The 14,789-nt window shown below is 61.6% G+C and carries 13 protein-coding genes; 2 read left to right on the top strand and 11 right to left on the bottom strand.

The genetic code is table 11. From position 1 onward, the window contains the following. The first annotated feature begins 537 nt into the window (after nucleotides 1-537). Nucleotides 538-921: an SMU1112c/YaeR family gloxylase I-like metalloprotein gene (gloA2, locus tag ACFFNA_RS22800; protein ID WP_111542734.1), complete on the top strand. Its 384-nt coding sequence runs from the start codon at nucleotides 538-540 to the stop codon at nucleotides 919-921. 150 nt (nucleotides 922-1,071) lie between these two features. On the opposite strand, the gene ACFFNA_RS22795 is transcribed toward gloA2, so the two are convergent. From ACFFNA_RS22795 to ACFFNA_RS22750, 10 genes are all read right to left on the bottom strand, one after another. Next, complete coding sequence (locus ACFFNA_RS22795; protein ID WP_111542735.1) at nucleotides 1,072-2,220, bottom strand: response regulator; 1,149 nt, start codon at nucleotides 2,218-2,220, stop codon at nucleotides 1,072-1,074. Between the two features lie 13 nt (nucleotides 2,221-2,233). Continuing rightward, nucleotides 2,234-2,581 carry a response regulator gene (locus ACFFNA_RS22790; RefSeq protein WP_378921822.1) on the bottom strand — a complete coding sequence of 116 codons (348 nt, stop codon included), beginning with the start codon at nucleotides 2,579-2,581 and terminating at the stop codon, nucleotides 2,234-2,236. 14 nt (nucleotides 2,582-2,595) lie between these two features. Further along, nucleotides 2,596-4,707: an ATP-binding protein gene (locus ACFFNA_RS22785; RefSeq protein WP_378921820.1), complete on the bottom strand. Its 2,112-nt coding sequence runs from the start codon at nucleotides 4,705-4,707 to the stop codon at nucleotides 2,596-2,598. Next, nucleotides 4,673-5,260: an SCO family protein gene (locus ACFFNA_RS22780; protein ID WP_378921818.1), complete on the bottom strand. Its 588-nt coding sequence runs from the start codon at nucleotides 5,258-5,260 to the stop codon at nucleotides 4,673-4,675. The genes ACFFNA_RS22785 and ACFFNA_RS22780 overlap by 35 nt, the downstream gene beginning before the upstream one ends. Continuing rightward, a complete protein-coding gene (locus tag ACFFNA_RS22775) occupies nucleotides 5,257-6,255 on the bottom strand; it encodes an ABC transporter substrate-binding protein (protein WP_378921816.1) in 999 nt (332 codons plus the stop codon). Before ACFFNA_RS22775 ends, ACFFNA_RS22780 begins: the two co-directional genes overlap by 4 nt. A gap of 39 nt (nucleotides 6,256-6,294) precedes the next feature. Next, nucleotides 6,295-7,302, bottom strand: a complete 1,008-nt coding sequence (locus ACFFNA_RS22770) for an ABC transporter substrate-binding protein (RefSeq protein ID WP_378921812.1) — start codon at nucleotides 7,300-7,302, stop codon at nucleotides 6,295-6,297. A 45-nt stretch (nucleotides 7,303-7,347) separates the two neighbouring features. Further along, a complete protein-coding gene (locus tag ACFFNA_RS22765; protein ID WP_378921810.1) occupies nucleotides 7,348-8,355 on the bottom strand; it encodes an ABC transporter substrate-binding protein in 1,008 nt (335 codons plus the stop codon). Nucleotides 8,356-8,384: 29 nt separating this feature from the next. Beyond that, a complete protein-coding gene (locus tag ACFFNA_RS22760) occupies nucleotides 8,385-9,398 on the bottom strand; it encodes an ABC transporter substrate-binding protein (protein ID WP_378921808.1) in 1,014 nt (337 codons plus the stop codon). 740 nt (nucleotides 9,399-10,138) lie between these two features. Continuing rightward, nucleotides 10,139-10,399 carry a hypothetical protein gene (locus ACFFNA_RS22755; RefSeq protein ID WP_378921806.1) on the bottom strand — a complete coding sequence of 87 codons (261 nt, stop codon included), beginning with the start codon at nucleotides 10,397-10,399 and terminating at the stop codon, nucleotides 10,139-10,141. Nucleotides 10,400-11,239: 840 nt separating this feature from the next. Further along, nucleotides 11,240-12,328 carry an IS110 family RNA-guided transposase gene (locus tag ACFFNA_RS22750; RefSeq protein WP_378921804.1) on the bottom strand — a complete coding sequence of 363 codons (1,089 nt, stop codon included), beginning with the start codon at nucleotides 12,326-12,328 and terminating at the stop codon, nucleotides 11,240-11,242. A 179-nt stretch (nucleotides 12,329-12,507) separates the two neighbouring features. Between ACFFNA_RS22750 and ACFFNA_RS22745 the strand changes: the two genes are divergently transcribed. Next, complete coding sequence (locus ACFFNA_RS22745; RefSeq protein ID WP_146606007.1) at nucleotides 12,508-12,780, top strand: hypothetical protein; 273 nt, start codon at nucleotides 12,508-12,510, stop codon at nucleotides 12,778-12,780. Here ACFFNA_RS22745 and ACFFNA_RS22740 read toward each other — a convergent pair. Further along, nucleotides 12,715-14,463, bottom strand: coding sequence for an adenylate/guanylate cyclase domain-containing protein (locus ACFFNA_RS22740; RefSeq protein WP_378921801.1), 1,749 nt, complete (start codon nucleotides 14,461-14,463; stop codon nucleotides 12,715-12,717). The genes ACFFNA_RS22745 and ACFFNA_RS22740 overlap by 66 nt on opposite strands. Nucleotides 14,464-14,789: the final 326 nt, after the last annotated feature.

Genomic DNA, 14,789 nt, shown 5'->3' with positions numbered 1-14,789 from the left:
TATCGCGACGCTTAAGGCGGCGCTGAGACGAGAAGGGATAAAACAGGCGGTGTTCGATCCGACCAAGTTGGCGCAGAACAACCGCTCGGGCCGCAAGTTGATGCAGGCTTATTTTCGGCAGCGCGGCGTGAGCGTGAGGTTTTCGGACTAGTAGAGCCGCGCGCAGGTGATCTCAAGCGCGCCGCCGGGATTTCTCGGCCGGTCCGGCGGTTCGCCATCTGGACGTCGGCACTGCGCCGCATAGTCGCCGTCCGCCGATCCCCTCGCCAATCCTGGAAATGCCGTACGTTCACCTTCGGCCGGCGGTTAACATGGACATTTCCGCCCGACAGCTTTTGGCAAGATCGGCGTTGATAGCTGCCGAGGCCAGCCGAAATGCGGATTTGGTTGCGCTCTGGCGGCAACATCATGGCGCCATTGGGCGCAGATGAAAATCCGTATGGACGAGGCGACCCTCGCGAACGGCGACATCAACAAAGTGCCGCGTACCCGATGGTGACCTTGGCCTCAAATCCCGGATTGGCTAGAGTTCGTGGCATGCTGAACGCCATTCACCACGTCGCGCTCATCTGCACCGACTACGACCGGTCGCGACGGTTCTACGTCGAACTCCTCGGCCTCGATCTGATCCGGGAGGTCTATCGGGAGGAGCGGCAGTCATGGAAGGCCGATCTGCGGATCGGGTCCGCCCAGCTGGAATTGTTCTCCTTCCCTGCACCAGTGATGCGGCCGTCCCACCCAGAGGCGACAGGCCTGAGACATCTGGCATTTGCCGTGGCGAATCTTGATCCCGTAATTATGCGCCTGGAAGCCGCCGGCGTTGCCGTTGAGCCAGTCCGGATCGACCCATATACAAACCAACGGTTTACCTTTTTCAGCGACCCAGATGGATTGCCGCTGGAACTCTACGAAGCCCCATAAGGAACGGTTCGCTTTCGCGACCACGTCATCGGAGGTGGGAACGGCAGTCGGCTGATATAATCCGCCAACTCGGGTGCGTCACCGGGCTCCTTGCCACGGTTGTTACTCGCGGAACGATATCGTCCGAAAGAGACCGGAGTGCGTCTAACGCTAGCTTGGCCGACCGATCCACCGCACGATTTCATAGGCAGGCATCGGGCGGCGAAAACCCTTCAGCGTCAGTTCGCCAACAAGAACGGATTCGACCATCGACTCGACAGCGCCGAGGACCCGTTGGCTAACAAGAATCTGGCGGGATTTGGCCTCCTCGCACAATCGGGCGGCATGGTTCGACACAGTGCCGATGACGGCATAGTCCGAGCGCTGATCAAAACCGATGCGCCCGATGGTTGCGTGACCCCTGGCAATGCCGATCCCGAAGCCCAGCAAATAGTCCCGCTTGCGCCATCGCTCTGAATGCTCGTCAATCGCGTCGCGCATCGCGGCAGCCATCGAGACGGCTCTCTCGCTGTGGTCGGCGCATAGCAGTGGATCGTTGAAAACCACGACGATACCGTCGCCCACGAACCGCTCGAGAGTTCCCTCGTGGCGGACGATTTGTTCACCAAGACAGGAATGATACTCGGCAAGAACTGTCATGACTTCTTCGGGTTCGGCGGTCTCTGCGAAGGCCGTAAAGCCGCGCAAATCGCAAAAGACAACGGTCACCTCGCGACGGTGGCTCTGCAAGAGCGCATCTCCATTGCCCGCCGCAACGATGAGGTCGGCGACCTGTTCGGGCAGGAACCGCCTGAGCCGCGCCATTCGCTCGAGCTCCGTCACCTGGTCGGCCACGGTTTGCTCGAGCGAGCGGTTCCAGCCGGAAAGTTGCGCGGCTTGGTCCTCAAGGCGCTTGGCCTGGCTCGCGACAGTGTCGTGAAGCGCCTTCTGGCGCAGCATCGAGCGCACCCGCGCCAACAGCGCCTGGTGCTCGAAGGGCTTTGTCAGATAGTCGTCGCCCCCGGCGTCCAGCCCCTCGACCACATCGCGCGTGTCGGCCTTCGCGGTGACGAGGATAACCGGAATCGCCTGCAGGGAGCTGTCCTGCTTGAGCATGCGTACCACACTGATACCGTCGAGCTTCGGCATCATGATGTCGAGCAGGATCAGATCCGGCGTGAGTTCGCGGGCTTTCGCAAGCCCCTCCTCACCATCGGCGGCGGTTGCAACTTCGTAGCCGTTCGCCTCGAGGCGCATGCGCAGAATCTCGAGGTTTTCCGGAGTATCGTCGACCGCGAGAATGCAAGGCGGATCGTGCAAGGCGCTGCCTCCCTCAAGAAAGGAACCCGCGAATCTCGGAAAGCAACTGGCGCGGACTGAATGGCTTGGCAATGTAACCATCGCACCCGGCAGCAAGGGCTTTCGCCTCGTCGCCCGACAACGCGTAGGAAGTGACGGCGATAATCGGAATGTGCCGGAGCGCCGGGTCGGCCTTGATGCGGCGGGCCGCTTCATACCCGTCGATCACCGGGAGCTGAATGTCCATAAGGATCAGGTCCGGCCTGTGCGCTGCGGCTGCAGCGATGCCGGCGGCGCCGTCCGCCGCCTCGATCAGTTCGTATTCGGTGGTGGCAATGAGATCGCGGATGATCTGGCGGTTGTCCTCGGTGTCTTCCACCATCAGGATTCGTTTGCTCATGCGGCCCTCACGTCCTCATTCACCCGGATTGGTACCTTCAGACGGAATGTCGACCCTGACCCGAGCACGGACTCGACGTCTATGGTTCCGCCATGCATTTCGACGATGCGCTTCGAGATCGCCAGGCCAAGACCTGTGCCACCCTTCTGCCTGGTGCTGCTGTTGTCGACCTGCTGGAATTCTTCGAAGATGAGAGCCTGGTCCTTGGACGCGATGCCGGGACCGGTGTCTCGGACGGTGATCTCGAAGTGCCCGTCGACCGCATCGGCAAGAATGTCGACAGCACCCGTTTCGGTGAACTTGACGGCATTGCCTGCAAGATTGAGCAGGACCTGCGTCAAACGGCGTTCGTCCCCGCGGCCGATTGGAAGGTTCTCGGCAACAGTCGTTGAAAGCTCAAGACCCTTCGCTCGTGCCAGCGGCTCGACAGCCGTAACGGTCGATCGAACAATCTGCGCGACGGAGTAGTTCTCGATCGCCAGCGTGAGCTGGCCGGCTTCGATCTTGGAAAGGTCGAGTACGTCATTGATGAGCCCGAGGAGGTGACGGCCGTTTGCCTGCACGCGCGCGACGGTCGTCTTTGCCTTGTCCGGGAGTTCGCCGTAGATGCCGTCGACCAGCAGTTCTGTGAAGCCCAAGACCGAATTGAGCGGTGTCCTGAGCTCGTGGCTCATATTCGCCAGGAACTGGGACTTGTGGCGGCTAGCTGCCTCCAGCTCCCGGCCTTTCTCCTCGATCTCGCGGAACAGCTTGGCATTCTGGATCGCGAGCACCGATTGGGCTGCGAAGGTCTCCAGCAGGTGGACAACTTGCTCATGGAAGGCACCTGGCTTGTGGCGCCTGACGACCAGTGCACCGACGATCTTGTTGGGCCTCAGCAGCGGAACGATCAGGATACCGCGATATCCGGCTTCGACGATCGTCTTTCTTACAAGGAAGGATGAGGTCTCCTCGCTGAGGTCGGGAAACTGCACCGGCATGCAGCGCCCGGGTGCGTCGCCGATCCCCATGTCGGCCAGCCCGATCGTCTGGTGTGAGACTGCGGCGATAAGCTCATCGCTCATACCGAAGTTTGCGCGCGGACGGAATTGCTGCCGCGTGCTGCTGAACACGTAGATGGTGCCAGCATCCGTCTCCGACAACTGGACCGCTTTGGCGACGATCGTTTTCAGCACGGTGTCGAGATCCAGCGTCGAATTGACCGCCTTGCTCACCTCACCAAGCGCCTCCAGTTCGCCGACCGACCGAGCAAGCTCGGCCGTGCGCGCCTGCACCTCTTGATACAGTCTCCCTAGCTGCTCGGATGTCTGGTTGACATTGTCCGCAAGCGCTCCCAGTTCGTCCCGATTGGCGACGGCGACCTGTTGGGCGAAGTCGCCGGCCGCTATCTGGCTGAGACGCGTCTCGATCTTTTTGACCGGTTCGATCAGCGACCAGGAGATGATGTAGCCAAGCCCCAGTGCCAGCAGGATGCTGCCCACAGCAAAAGAGACCACGATCAGTCGAGAAGTGCCGTACGCCCCCTCGGTCGTTTCGATCGCCGCCACCATGTCGGCTTCGGCCATGTTGACCAGCTGGTTCGTCAGCCGCTCGAGGCGGTCAGCCGACGGAATGATCTCATCGAGCTGGATCTTGCGCGCCTCCTCCGTGCGACCGGCGCGGAAAAGCTCCACAACGTGCGTCACGCCGGCTGCGAGCCGTTCGTATTCCTGCCGGACCTCGCCCAGCACCTCCGCTTCGGTTTCGGCGACGAACTCCATGCGGTCGAGGTCGTAGCCAAACTGGTTGAGCTGGCGCAGCGCTGCATCCAGCATCCGCTCGTCCTGAAGCAGAAGTGCGGTCGAGATGCTGTAGAGCTGGTTCGTGGTGTCGTGCTGGACCTGGCGATAGGCTGCGATCCGTCGCTGCAGCTTGATCAGCTCGTTTGTTTGATCATTGACCCCACTCAGCACCTGCAACCCAACGGCCCCGAGCACGATCAACAGGCCGACGATCGACAGGAACGCGACCAAGAGCTTGGTCTGGACGCGCGCCGGCAGCCGGGCAACCCAACCAACGAGCCGGTTCGTTATGCTATTTGGATTCGTCCAAGAGGCTGACAAGGTCATCCCGGAACTCCTCCAAGTCGAACCGGACGCCAAGATACTGTACTCGCAAGATGCCATTGGGGTCTACGAGCGACGTCAACAAGGTATGGTCGACATCTCCGTTCGCCGCCTTCTTCGCGATGACCCCGTATTTCCGTCCCACCTCATGGACGACCGCCGGATCACCGGTAAGAAACGACCAGCCCTTCAGGTCGGCGCCAAAATTCTGCGCATATTCCTTCAAGACATCGGGCGTATCGCGCTCCGGGTCGACAGTGATCGAAACGAAGACGATTTTCGATCCGAACGTCGAGCCCAGCTTCTCCTGCACGATGGCCATATGAGCGGTCAGCATCGGGCAGACGTCGGTACAGTACGTATAGATGAATGCAACGGCGACCACCTTGCCACGAAAGTCGTGCAGCGACACAGGTCCGCCATCCTGCGATACCAGGGTAAAGTCGGGCGCCGGTCCAATCGTCGGCAGGCGCTGGTCGTGCGGCGCGTCATGCGCGTGTGCCGGCCAAGGAGCAAGAAGTGCCAGTGCCAATGCGCATGCCGGCCAGCCCGTCACGTCTTCAACTCGCGCTTGAGTTCCTCGAAGTAGTGCCAGTCGGTGAACCCGGAGATGACCTCTTTAGGGGTCTTCTTGAGCATGCCCAGTTCGTTGAGCCGAAGCGCGAAGAAACGGACGGAGTCCTCGGGATCGTACTCGCGCCAGAGGTCGTAGCGAGTGTCCTTCATGGTCATCAGCACGCATTCTCGCGATAGACCGAGGGCGGCCATCCGGTCCGCAACCGTTTCAGGCTCCCGGTGACAGACATCGGCGGCCCTGAGGATAGCACGCAGCGCGCGCTTCGTCGCCACCGGGTTCTTCCGCATGAAGTTGGTATTGGTGACCGCCATGCAACAGAAGTAATTGGACCACGGGCGGTCATGGGCGATGTTGACGATGAGGTGCCCGACGTTGCGCGCGCATGGCTGCCCGGGTTCCGGCGGAAAGCCGATGAAGGCATCGACTTTTCCGGCCTTGAAGAGCTCGACCTGGCTGACTGACGGATTGACGACCCAGACGATGTCGGAGGCGGGTTTGAGTCCGACATATGCGGCCATGATGCTCACCAGCATATGGTCGGTCACGCCGTAGTTGTTGATGCCCACCTTCTTGCCGCGCAAATCCGCGATACTCCGGATGCTGTCATTTGCACGCAGCTCCAGGCATCCCACCTGCACTCCGCCGAGCACCGTCACCGGCTGCCCCGCGTCCACCAGGGGCAAGAAGTCGGACCAGGACTGCATGTCGAAATCGACGTCGCCGTCAGTCAGCATCGCCGCCCCGGTCATCGGCTGCGGCAGATACCGAACCTCGCTGAACCCTTCCTCGTGAAGAAATCCCTCGGCGATGGCCAGCGGCGCGAGGCAAGCAGCCGAAGGCTTTCCGAGGCGAATGGTCGTTGTCTCCGGTGGTGGCTCCCCTTCGGCAATGGATGGCTGAACCTTGAACAGCCCAGCGCTGCCTGCCGCCGACAGGCCTGCTAGAAAAGTGCGCCGGTTCTGGATGATCTTCATGGGGTTCTCCCCTCCCATCGAAAGAGAAATGCGTGCCGTTCACATCTTCAACTCACGCTTCAGCTCCTCGATGAAGCGCCAGTCCGTTCCATCGGCGATGATCTGCTGAGGGCTCGACTTGATCATGCCCGTCTCGTGCATGCGCAGCGCGTAGAAGCGCATCGAGGCTTCGGCATCGTAGTCCCGCCAGACGTCGTACCGCGTGTCGCTCAGCGTTTGCAGCGCGATTTCGTAGCTGGGGACGAAACCTCGATCGACCATCTGCGCTGCACTCCATGCGGGATCCGAAATGCATAGGTCGGCGCCCTTGACGATGGCCCTTAGCACGCGCTTGGTCGCCACCGGGTATCTGTTCACGTAGTCCGTAGCGGCCGAAGTCATGCAGCAGAAGTACTGCGACCAAGGGCGGTCGAGGGTCGTGTTGAGGATCGTGTGGCCGATTTTCTTGGCGCGCAGTTGCTGCGTCTCCGGCGGCGTGAAGAGATATGCATCGAACTTCCCGTCGGCGAAGGCTTCCACCGGCTTGCTTTCCTGGACCCATTCGATGTCGTTGACGGGGTCCAGTCCGATATAGGCGGCCATCAGGGCGACCAGCACGCGTGACGGCGCATCGATGTCGTGCATGCCCACCCGCTTGCCCTTGAGGTCCGGGATGCCTTGGATGCTGTCGTTGGCGATCAGCTCGAGGCACCCGGAGTGCAGACCGCCAAGCACCCTGATTGGCACGCCGGCGTCGATCGACGCGACATGGACCGGCGCGTAATTCATGCTGAAATCCGTGTCGCCGCGTGCAATCCACACCGCCTGATCGACTTTCTCGTCGCCCTGCACGTAGCGGACGTCGGTGAAGCCCTCCGCTTTGAGGAGCTCTCCGGCCAGGTACATCCCTGCCCAGCAGTAGGCACCATCGATCCACCGCGGCAAGCGGACGGAGGTCGTTTCAGGGGGTGCCTCGGCCCAAGCGTCAGTCGTTGCGCCGATGAGACCTGCAGCGCCTGCTGCCGCCGCACCGGCCATGAAGTGGCGGCGGTTCTGGATGATTTGCATGGGGTTCTCCCTCGCGTTGAAAATGGCACGGGGCTGGCTGCCTAGTCAGGTCTTCAACTCCTTCTTCAGTTCGTTGAAGAAACGCCAGTCGGTACCTTGGGCCAAGAGCTTTTGGGGGGTGCTCTTGAGCATCCCGACCTCGTGGAGGCGCAAGGCGTAGAAGCGCAGGGTGTCCTCAGCGCTATACTCACGCCACTGACCGTAGGGGAGCTCCTTCATGACCTGGAGGGCATGGTCGTAGCGCTTGGTATAGCCTTGATCTACCAGGAACTGCGCGGACTGCTCGGGCTCGCTGGCGCAGAAATCCGCCGCTTTCAAGATGGCGCGGAGGGCGCGTTTGGTGGCCACCGGATTTGTGCGGACGAACTCCCGGTTCCCAGCCAGCATGCAGCAGAAGTATTGCGACCAGGGCCGGTGCACCGTGCTGCTAATCACCACATGGCCGATCTGCTGCTCCCGCATCTCCTGCGGTTCGGGGGGAAAGCCTAGGTAGGCATCGATCTTCCCCTCACTTAGGAGCCGAATGGACTCGCGTCCCGGATGCGTGACGACGTGTACGTCCTTACGGAGGTCCAGGCCCACATACGCCGTCATAGCGGCGAGAAATACGTATCGGCTGGAATCTAGCGCCGGCACTGCCACGGTCTTCCCCTTGAGGTCGCGGATCGTTTGAACGCGATCGGTCCCGAACAGCTCAAAGCAGCCGACGTGGAGTCCTGCCAGGATGACGATGGGATCCCCCGCCTCCAGGCGGAGAAGGAGCGGGGCGGCGAAATGGTTATTGAGGTCGGCTTCACCGGATGCGAGGGCCGTCTCGATATCTGCGGTCCCCTCCTTTTGGAGGTAAGTGACCTCGGTGAACCCTTCGCTGCGCAGCAGTTCTTCAGCTACATACTGGGGGGCCTGACAGATGCTGGGAATCCGGACGAGCCGGATCCGCGTCGTTTCCGGCGGTGGCTCTGCGGAGAGCGATTGGCGGACCCCAACGAGGCTCGCGGCGCCGGCTGCCGAAAGGCCGGCCAGGAAGCGCCGGCGGCTCTGGATGATTTGCATCTCCACGTCTCCCCTTGAGACAAATGGGATCAGGTTTTCAGCTCACGCTTCAACTCGTCGAGCAAGCGCCAGTCCGTTCCGTTGGCGATGATCTGTTGCGGGCTCGATTTGATCATGCCCGTCTCCTGCATGCGCAGTGTGTAGAACCGCAGGGAGTCTTCAGGATCGAATTCCCGCCAGCGGTCGTACCGGATATCCTTGAGCGTTTGGAGCGCGTAGTCGTACGACGGGACGAAATCGCGATCGACCATCTGCTGCGCCACCCGTTGCGGATCCGACACGCATAGGTCGGCGGCCTTGAGGATGGATCGCAAGACCCGCTTGGTCGCCACCGGGTACCTGTTCACGTAGTCCGTGGTGGCGGAGATCATGCAGCAGAAATACTGTGACCATGGGCGGTCGACGGCATTGTTGAGGATGGTGTGGCCGATCTTCTTGGCGCGCAGCTCCTGCGGCTGGGGCGGCGTGCCGAGGAATGCGTCGATCTTTCCCTGGATGAAGAGTTCCGTCGGCTTGACGTCTTCAGTCAGGACCCACTGGATATCGTTCACGGGATCGAGCCCGACATACGCGGACATGAGGGTCAGCCACTTGTGTCGCGAGTTGTTGAAACCATCCACGCCCACCCTCTTGCCCCGCAGATCCGTGACGCTGCGGATGCTCTCCTTGGCGATCAGTTCGAGGCATCCCGAGTGCAACCCGGTTAGCACCTTGATCGGCACGCCGGCGTCGATCGACGCGATCTGATTCGGCGGAAAGTTCACAGAGAAATCGGTCTCACCGCGTGCGATCCATTCCGATTGGTCGACGGTTTTGTCGGCTTCTACGTAGCGAATGTCGGTGAAGCCATCTGCGCGCATCAGTTCACCAGCGATGTACGCGCCTGCCCAGCAGTAGGAACCACCAACCCTCCGCGGCAGACGAACCGTGGTCGTTTCCAACGGCGGTTCCGCGTGTAGTGACTCCGGAAGTCCGACGATACCGGCAGCGCCTACCATTGCAGCGCCGGCCAGGAATCGGCGGCGGGTTTGCATGATCTGCATCCGAACACTCCCCTTCCGATTTGCAAAAGGCAATACTGGCCGGAACCGAGCAAAAGCGGTTTCGGCGGAGGCAGATGGTCTGGTGAGCGCGACGAGTAGTTGTGGATTCTAGCGCGCCCAGTCCGCTGCGGGAGTCTTGCGCTCTCAGTCGCCGGCTCATGTATTAGCAGTCGACGATATGCCAACGGTACGCCCAATTTGCGTAGGTTGCGAGCGCAAAACTTACCAAGCCAAACGTCACGCCAGCGCCTGGCTGTAGGCGCCAATTAGGAAGAACGCGGAAAGCAGCCAGGCGAGGGCGTTTCCCCAAGGAATTCTGGGCATGGAAGGTTCTTTCTCCGCATAGGTCCGGTCAGGAGCAGGCCGACGGCAACGTGCCGTGCTTTTGATGCGACGCGGGTTGAAGTGCGAGCACGCGGCTTACCCGCCGCACATCGTGCCCATGCGGAGGCGAGCATGTTGCGCTCCGACTGTTCCCCCGGGGGAACACTCTCACTCCGATCGACCGAACTTCACGCTCGATGACTACGTTGCGATGTGCAACAGCGGCGAGGCGGAGTTTTCCATCGCCGAGGCGGCGCGCGTCATGGGCGTTTCGCGCGCCTATGTCTACCGCTGCATGCCCTATGCCAGCATCCCGGAAGACGAGTTTGAAGCGGTTTTGGATCATGTCCGGCTCACGAAGGGGCTGACATCAAAAACCGCTGTTGCCGATGAGATCAAGCGACGCACCGGCAAGGCTAAGGAATACCTCGAAACCTGCCCTCACTGCGGCGGCGCGCTGAGGACGCGGAAGCGATGACCAGGCGGAGGCGGCCTGGTTCAACCCGCGCGATTGCTGGGGGATCGATCTTCACCACGGCCTCGACCGCGGTTCGTATCCGGCCGCGCAGCGCGATATTCTCGGCCAGCATTTCTTCTGTGCGTTGAAGCGCGAGCTCGGTGCGGTGGATGCGCTCCCTGGCATTGGCAACTTCCGACGTCAAAATATCGGCCGCCATTCCTTGTCCGTGGGGTGTGTTCATCATGGGTTGGAAACTCATGGCGGAGCGGTTCGTTCCCAGATGTCGGGCGCTGCCTCCGCGCGCGAGGGGCTCATTAGGGGGGCGAGGGTAACAATCTCCGAGGCATCACGGGCGCCGACCGCTGGGCTTCACGGTTGTGCAAAAGCGTTAGAAATCGAGTTTTCGGCGGAAGAAAAAGGCGCCGCATTTCGCTCGGCCCTATTGATGCCGCGCGAGCCGATCCATGGGCGCGTTTGCTTCGGCCAACGTGGCCAGCGCTTGTTCGACTTTCTGTGCCGAAACGTCCGTGCGCTTGATGTGCCGCACAACTTGCTGCCGCAGCAGCGCGAGCCTTGCGGCGCGATATGCGTCGCCGTATCTCGCAGTTTCAAGGTGGAGGGTCGCTAGCCTCATGGGCGACGATTCCAATTATCTAGCAGTCTTAATCGGTCGTGCTTGGCGAGACTTTGTATCCATCGTCGTTTCTCCTTCCATCTACGATAATATACGAATCTATTCTCTACGCTACGCTTCCACGCTTTGGCGTCGAGTTCCGATGCGCCGAGCAGTCTTCCGCGCTCTGCGACGGGGTGTTTCGGCTGCGCGAAAGCAGCGCTCGAACCGTCGTGGCGCACTTTTCCATCGGACTGACGGAGCATCGTCACAGGCAATCGAGCGCGGTCCGGCCGTCTGTCGATCGGCGCGGCCGCAGGCAAGATAACGTGCGTTCCGTCGTTCCTGGTCTGCATCGGTCCTCATCCGCCAAGGCGGATCTCCGTGTTCAGCTGGCGTCGTTCACGTCGCTGACGCCCTGCGTTTCAACTGACGATCCCCTGCTCATCGATGGGCTCCGAGCAGCTTGCGGTCCTTGAGATGAGCGCGCTGGGCAGCGTCGCTGCGGCTCGCCGCCGGATCGCCGACGTAGAACGTTCCGTCGCTCCACATGGCGTGCATGATCACCGCCAGCTTGCGCGCCACCGCCACGCACGCCTTGCGATGGCAGGAGCGCTTGGCGATCTCGTGACCCCAGCTTTTGACCTTGTCCGTGCCGCGGAAGCGCGTCATCAGCGCCGACGCCGCCTCGTAGAGCGCGCGCCGCACGTCCGCGTCGCCAGCCTTCGAGATGCGTCCCTGGACGTCGATCGATGTTCCGGATTGCCATCGCCGCGAGGTCAGCCCGAAGTAGGCGGCGACGTCACGCGAGCGGCGGAAGCGCGACGGATCGTCGATCGCCGTCATGAAGGAGAGCGCCGTCACCGGGCCGACGCCGGGGATCGCCATGAAGCGCCGGCACAGCTCGCTGCGCGCGACGATCTTCACCACCAGATCGTGCAGCCGGCAATATTCCCGCCACAGCACGGCGCGCGCCGACAACATGGCGTCCATCAACTCGGCTGACAGCGGATCAGCCTCGACGGCCGCGCGCACCGCCTGGTCGAAAGCGCCACGCGACGTGCCGCCGAGCTTGATGCCGAACGCCTTCAGCGAGTGCCGGATGGCGTTCTCAAGATCGAGGAACTTGCGCTTCAGGTTTCGCCGGTGGGTCAGCAAAAGTCGCATGCGATAGCAATCCTGCGTCTTGATGTGGGCCTGACGAAACCAGCCGGTGCGCATGATGTGGGCGATGCCGAGCGCATCGGCGGCATCCGTCTTGTTGCGCTGCGCCGACATCGCGGCGCGGACGTGCTGTGTCTCCAGGCAGATCGCTGGAAGGCCGCGTTTCAGAAGCTCGGGATGCAGCCAGGGCGATAGTGATCCGGCTTCATGGCCGACACGCCGCAGCCGCGCCACGAACGGCTTCAACACCACGGCCAACGCATCCGGATCGGTCTCCACTTTGACCGTCAGATGCACCTCGCCATGTTCGTCGACGACGCACACCGCGGTTTCGTCCACCGCAACATCCAGTCCGCAAAAATATTCCATCAGCTGCCTCCTGCGTGGTTTGACAGGTGATTTCTTAGCAGTTGCCCCGCTGTTCGAGGCAGGCCCGGTGAACGCCAACGCCGCTGGCCGATTACGGGCGGCAGTAGAATTCGCGGATCCGCCTTTCGTTCCGATGTCCGACGCTATGTCGCAAAGGGCTGGCCGGAGGGTCGCGAGGAGTGAGCCCGGCCGAACGGATGCGGCGTTCGCGCGAACTGAGGGATAAAGGCCTGATCCCACTGTCGATCGATGTCGACGAGGTGGCTTTGCCGGCCTACCTCGTCGCCGTCGGCTATCTCGCATCGGCCGACGTCGACGACCACGGCGCATTCGTGCGGCTCTGCAGCGCGTTCCCAACTCGCGATCGATGCGCCAGCCTGGCAGCGCTATTCCGGCAGCCCCGCCTTTCGCAAACCTTCTGCAAGCAGAGCCATATGGGCTGGGACGGCTGAAACGACGTCGGCGAGATTGGAAATTCGTTGGCCAGGATCGAGGGCGACAATTCGGCTCACCACCTTTTGCGCGTCCTCGGTTCGGCCGGCGTGAGCATAGCTTGCAGCCGCATAGCGCAACGACCCCAAAAAGTCCGGCTTTTCCCGCAACGACCTTTCAGCCCAAGATGATGCCTCCTCAAATCGACCAGCGAAGAGATGAGCCACTGCAACAGCATTCTGCATATCGAACATGAGCGGGTCGACCGGGCTCATGCGTATCGCAGTCGCCAGGTGCTGGAGTGAGGTTTCCGTATCGCCGAGGTCGATTCTGACCCAGCCGCTGAATAGCCACGCAGTAGCCAGGTTCGGATTGAGCGCGAGCGCGCGATCAATGAACGCTGCCCCGCTATTGTTGTCGCCCACGACGAAGGCGAGCGCGTGCCCGCCGAGTGAGAGCGCAACCGCGTCATCCCTGCCCAAATCCACTGCCTTCAGAGCCAGGCGTTCTGTCTCGACGGTTTCCTGCTCACGATCGGCCATCCAGCCGTTCGCCTTGCGCATGACGGCACACCACGCGGCCATGCCGTATGCCGAGGCGAATTCAGGGTCGAGCTCGATGGCTTTGTAAAACAACTGAAGGGCGTTTGCGTTGGATTCCCTGGTCAACTGGTGGAGGCTTGCTATCCCGCGCAGATAATAGTCGTAAGCGTCAAGGTGCTCGGTCGGCTTGCGCTTGGCCCGCTCGATCTCTGCCTGTTCCAGCTTCGGAGCGATCGCTCCGACGACGCTCCGGGTCACTTCCTCCTGCAGGTCAAAAACGTCCTCCAGCCCGCCGTCGAAACGGTCGGCCCATAGATGTGCACCCGTTGCCGCATCGATAAGCTGCCCGGTGATGCGCACCCTGCTCGCCGCCTTGCGCACGCTCCCTTCAAGCACGTAGCGCACACCAAGCTCGCGTCCGACCTGCTTAATGTCCACTGCCCGGCCCTTGTAGGTAAAGCTCGAGTTGCGCGCGATGACGAACAGCCAGCGCGTCCGGGACAGCGCGGTGATGATCTCCTCCACCATGCCGTCAGCGAAGTAGCCCTGCTCGGGGTCGCCACTTATGTTGTCGAATGGCAAGACCGCGATTGACGGTTTTTCGGGAAGCGTCAGCGTACCCCTTGTCGAGAATGCCGAAGTGGGTTTTGCTCGACTGACCCGGTAGGCGCGCACCGCCTCCACGATGTTGTGGAACTGATGGCTACCGAGGTCGGTGTAGGCATAGTCTAGTTTGCCTTTGACCTGCTCGTAGACGTTGCTCGCGACGCAGACGCCGCCAGGTTCTGCAAGCTTCTCGAGCCGCGCGGCGATGTTCACGCCATCACCGTAGATCGTATCGTCCTCTGCAATCACGTCGCCCAAATTCACGCCCATGCGGAAAGTCATGCGCTTGTCTTCCGGCAAACTTGCATTGTGAGCGGCCAATCCCTCCTGGGCTTCGACCGCACACTGCACCGCGTGGACTGCGCTGGCGAATTCGACAAGAAGGCTGTCGCCAGCGGAACCGACGATGCGTCCGTGAGACTCTGTGATCTTGGGCTCGATCACTTCGGCGCGAAGCCTCTTCAGCTGTGCGAGCGTGCCAACCTCGTCGGCTCCCATGAGGCGGCTGTAGCCGACGACGTCGGCAGCAAGGATTGCGGTGAGGCGTCGCTCCATGCTTGTGTCCTGCCTCTTCCATAGGTCGAAGCTCCGGGCGGCGAGCGTATTCTAGTCCTAGCTCGAATGCGAGCGTGCAGTGCCGGCGCCAGCAGCGATCAACTCACCACGTCGCTTGGGCCATTCCTCACATGGCGTGGTTTATGGTCCGATCGCGGCTGCTGCCGAAGGGCTACTTTGGGGTCAAAACCCGACGATCACGAATGACTGCTTTGCGCCCCCTGCACGAACCCGCTCCGCGGGAGGAGCGCCTCGGCCTGAGATGGCGCGACAGGCATTTGACTTGAGCGGGTAGAGGCGTCGATCTGACCATGGAGTTCCCTTCA

This window comes from Mesorhizobium kowhaii, from assembly GCF_042431665.1.
GTDB classification, from domain to species: domain Bacteria; phylum Pseudomonadota; class Alphaproteobacteria; order Rhizobiales; family Rhizobiaceae; genus Mesorhizobium; species Mesorhizobium kowhaii.
The sequence above is the reverse complement of the archived record's forward strand: the minus strand, read 5'-3'. Positions and strand labels throughout refer to the sequence as shown.

Bases quoted from the DNA above. Each gene is read 5' to 3' on its own strand.
- gloA2 (WP_111542734.1), top strand. From the start codon at position 538: ATGCTGAACGCCATTCACCACGTCGCGCTCATCTGCACCGACTACGAC.
- ACFFNA_RS22790 (WP_378921822.1), bottom strand. From the start codon at position 2,581: ATGGTGGAAGACACCGAGGACAACCGCCAGATCATCCGCGATCTCATT.
- ACFFNA_RS22785 (WP_378921820.1), bottom strand. From the start codon at position 4,707: ATGACCTTGTCAGCCTCTTGGACGAATCCAAATAGCATAACGAACCGG.
- ACFFNA_RS22775 (WP_378921816.1), bottom strand. From the start codon at position 6,255: ATGAAGATCATCCAGAACCGGCGCACTTTTCTAGCAGGCCTGTCGGCG.
- ACFFNA_RS22770 (WP_378921812.1), bottom strand. From the start codon at position 7,302: ATGCAAATCATCCAGAACCGCCGCCACTTCATGGCCGGTGCGGCGGCA.
- ACFFNA_RS22765 (WP_378921810.1), bottom strand. From the start codon at position 8,355: ATGCAAATCATCCAGAGCCGCCGGCGCTTCCTGGCCGGCCTTTCGGCA.
- ACFFNA_RS22760 (WP_378921808.1), bottom strand. From the start codon at position 9,398: ATGCAGATCATGCAAACCCGCCGCCGATTCCTGGCCGGCGCTGCAATG.
- ACFFNA_RS22755 (WP_378921806.1), bottom strand. From the start codon at position 10,399: ATGGCGGCCGATATTTTGACGTCGGAAGTTGCCAATGCCAGGGAGCGC.
- ACFFNA_RS22750 (WP_378921804.1), bottom strand. From the start codon at position 12,328: ATGGAATATTTTTGCGGACTGGATGTTGCGGTGGACGAAACCGCGGTG.
- ACFFNA_RS22740 (WP_378921801.1), bottom strand. From the start codon at position 14,463: ATGGAGCGACGCCTCACCGCAATCCTTGCTGCCGACGTCGTCGGCTAC.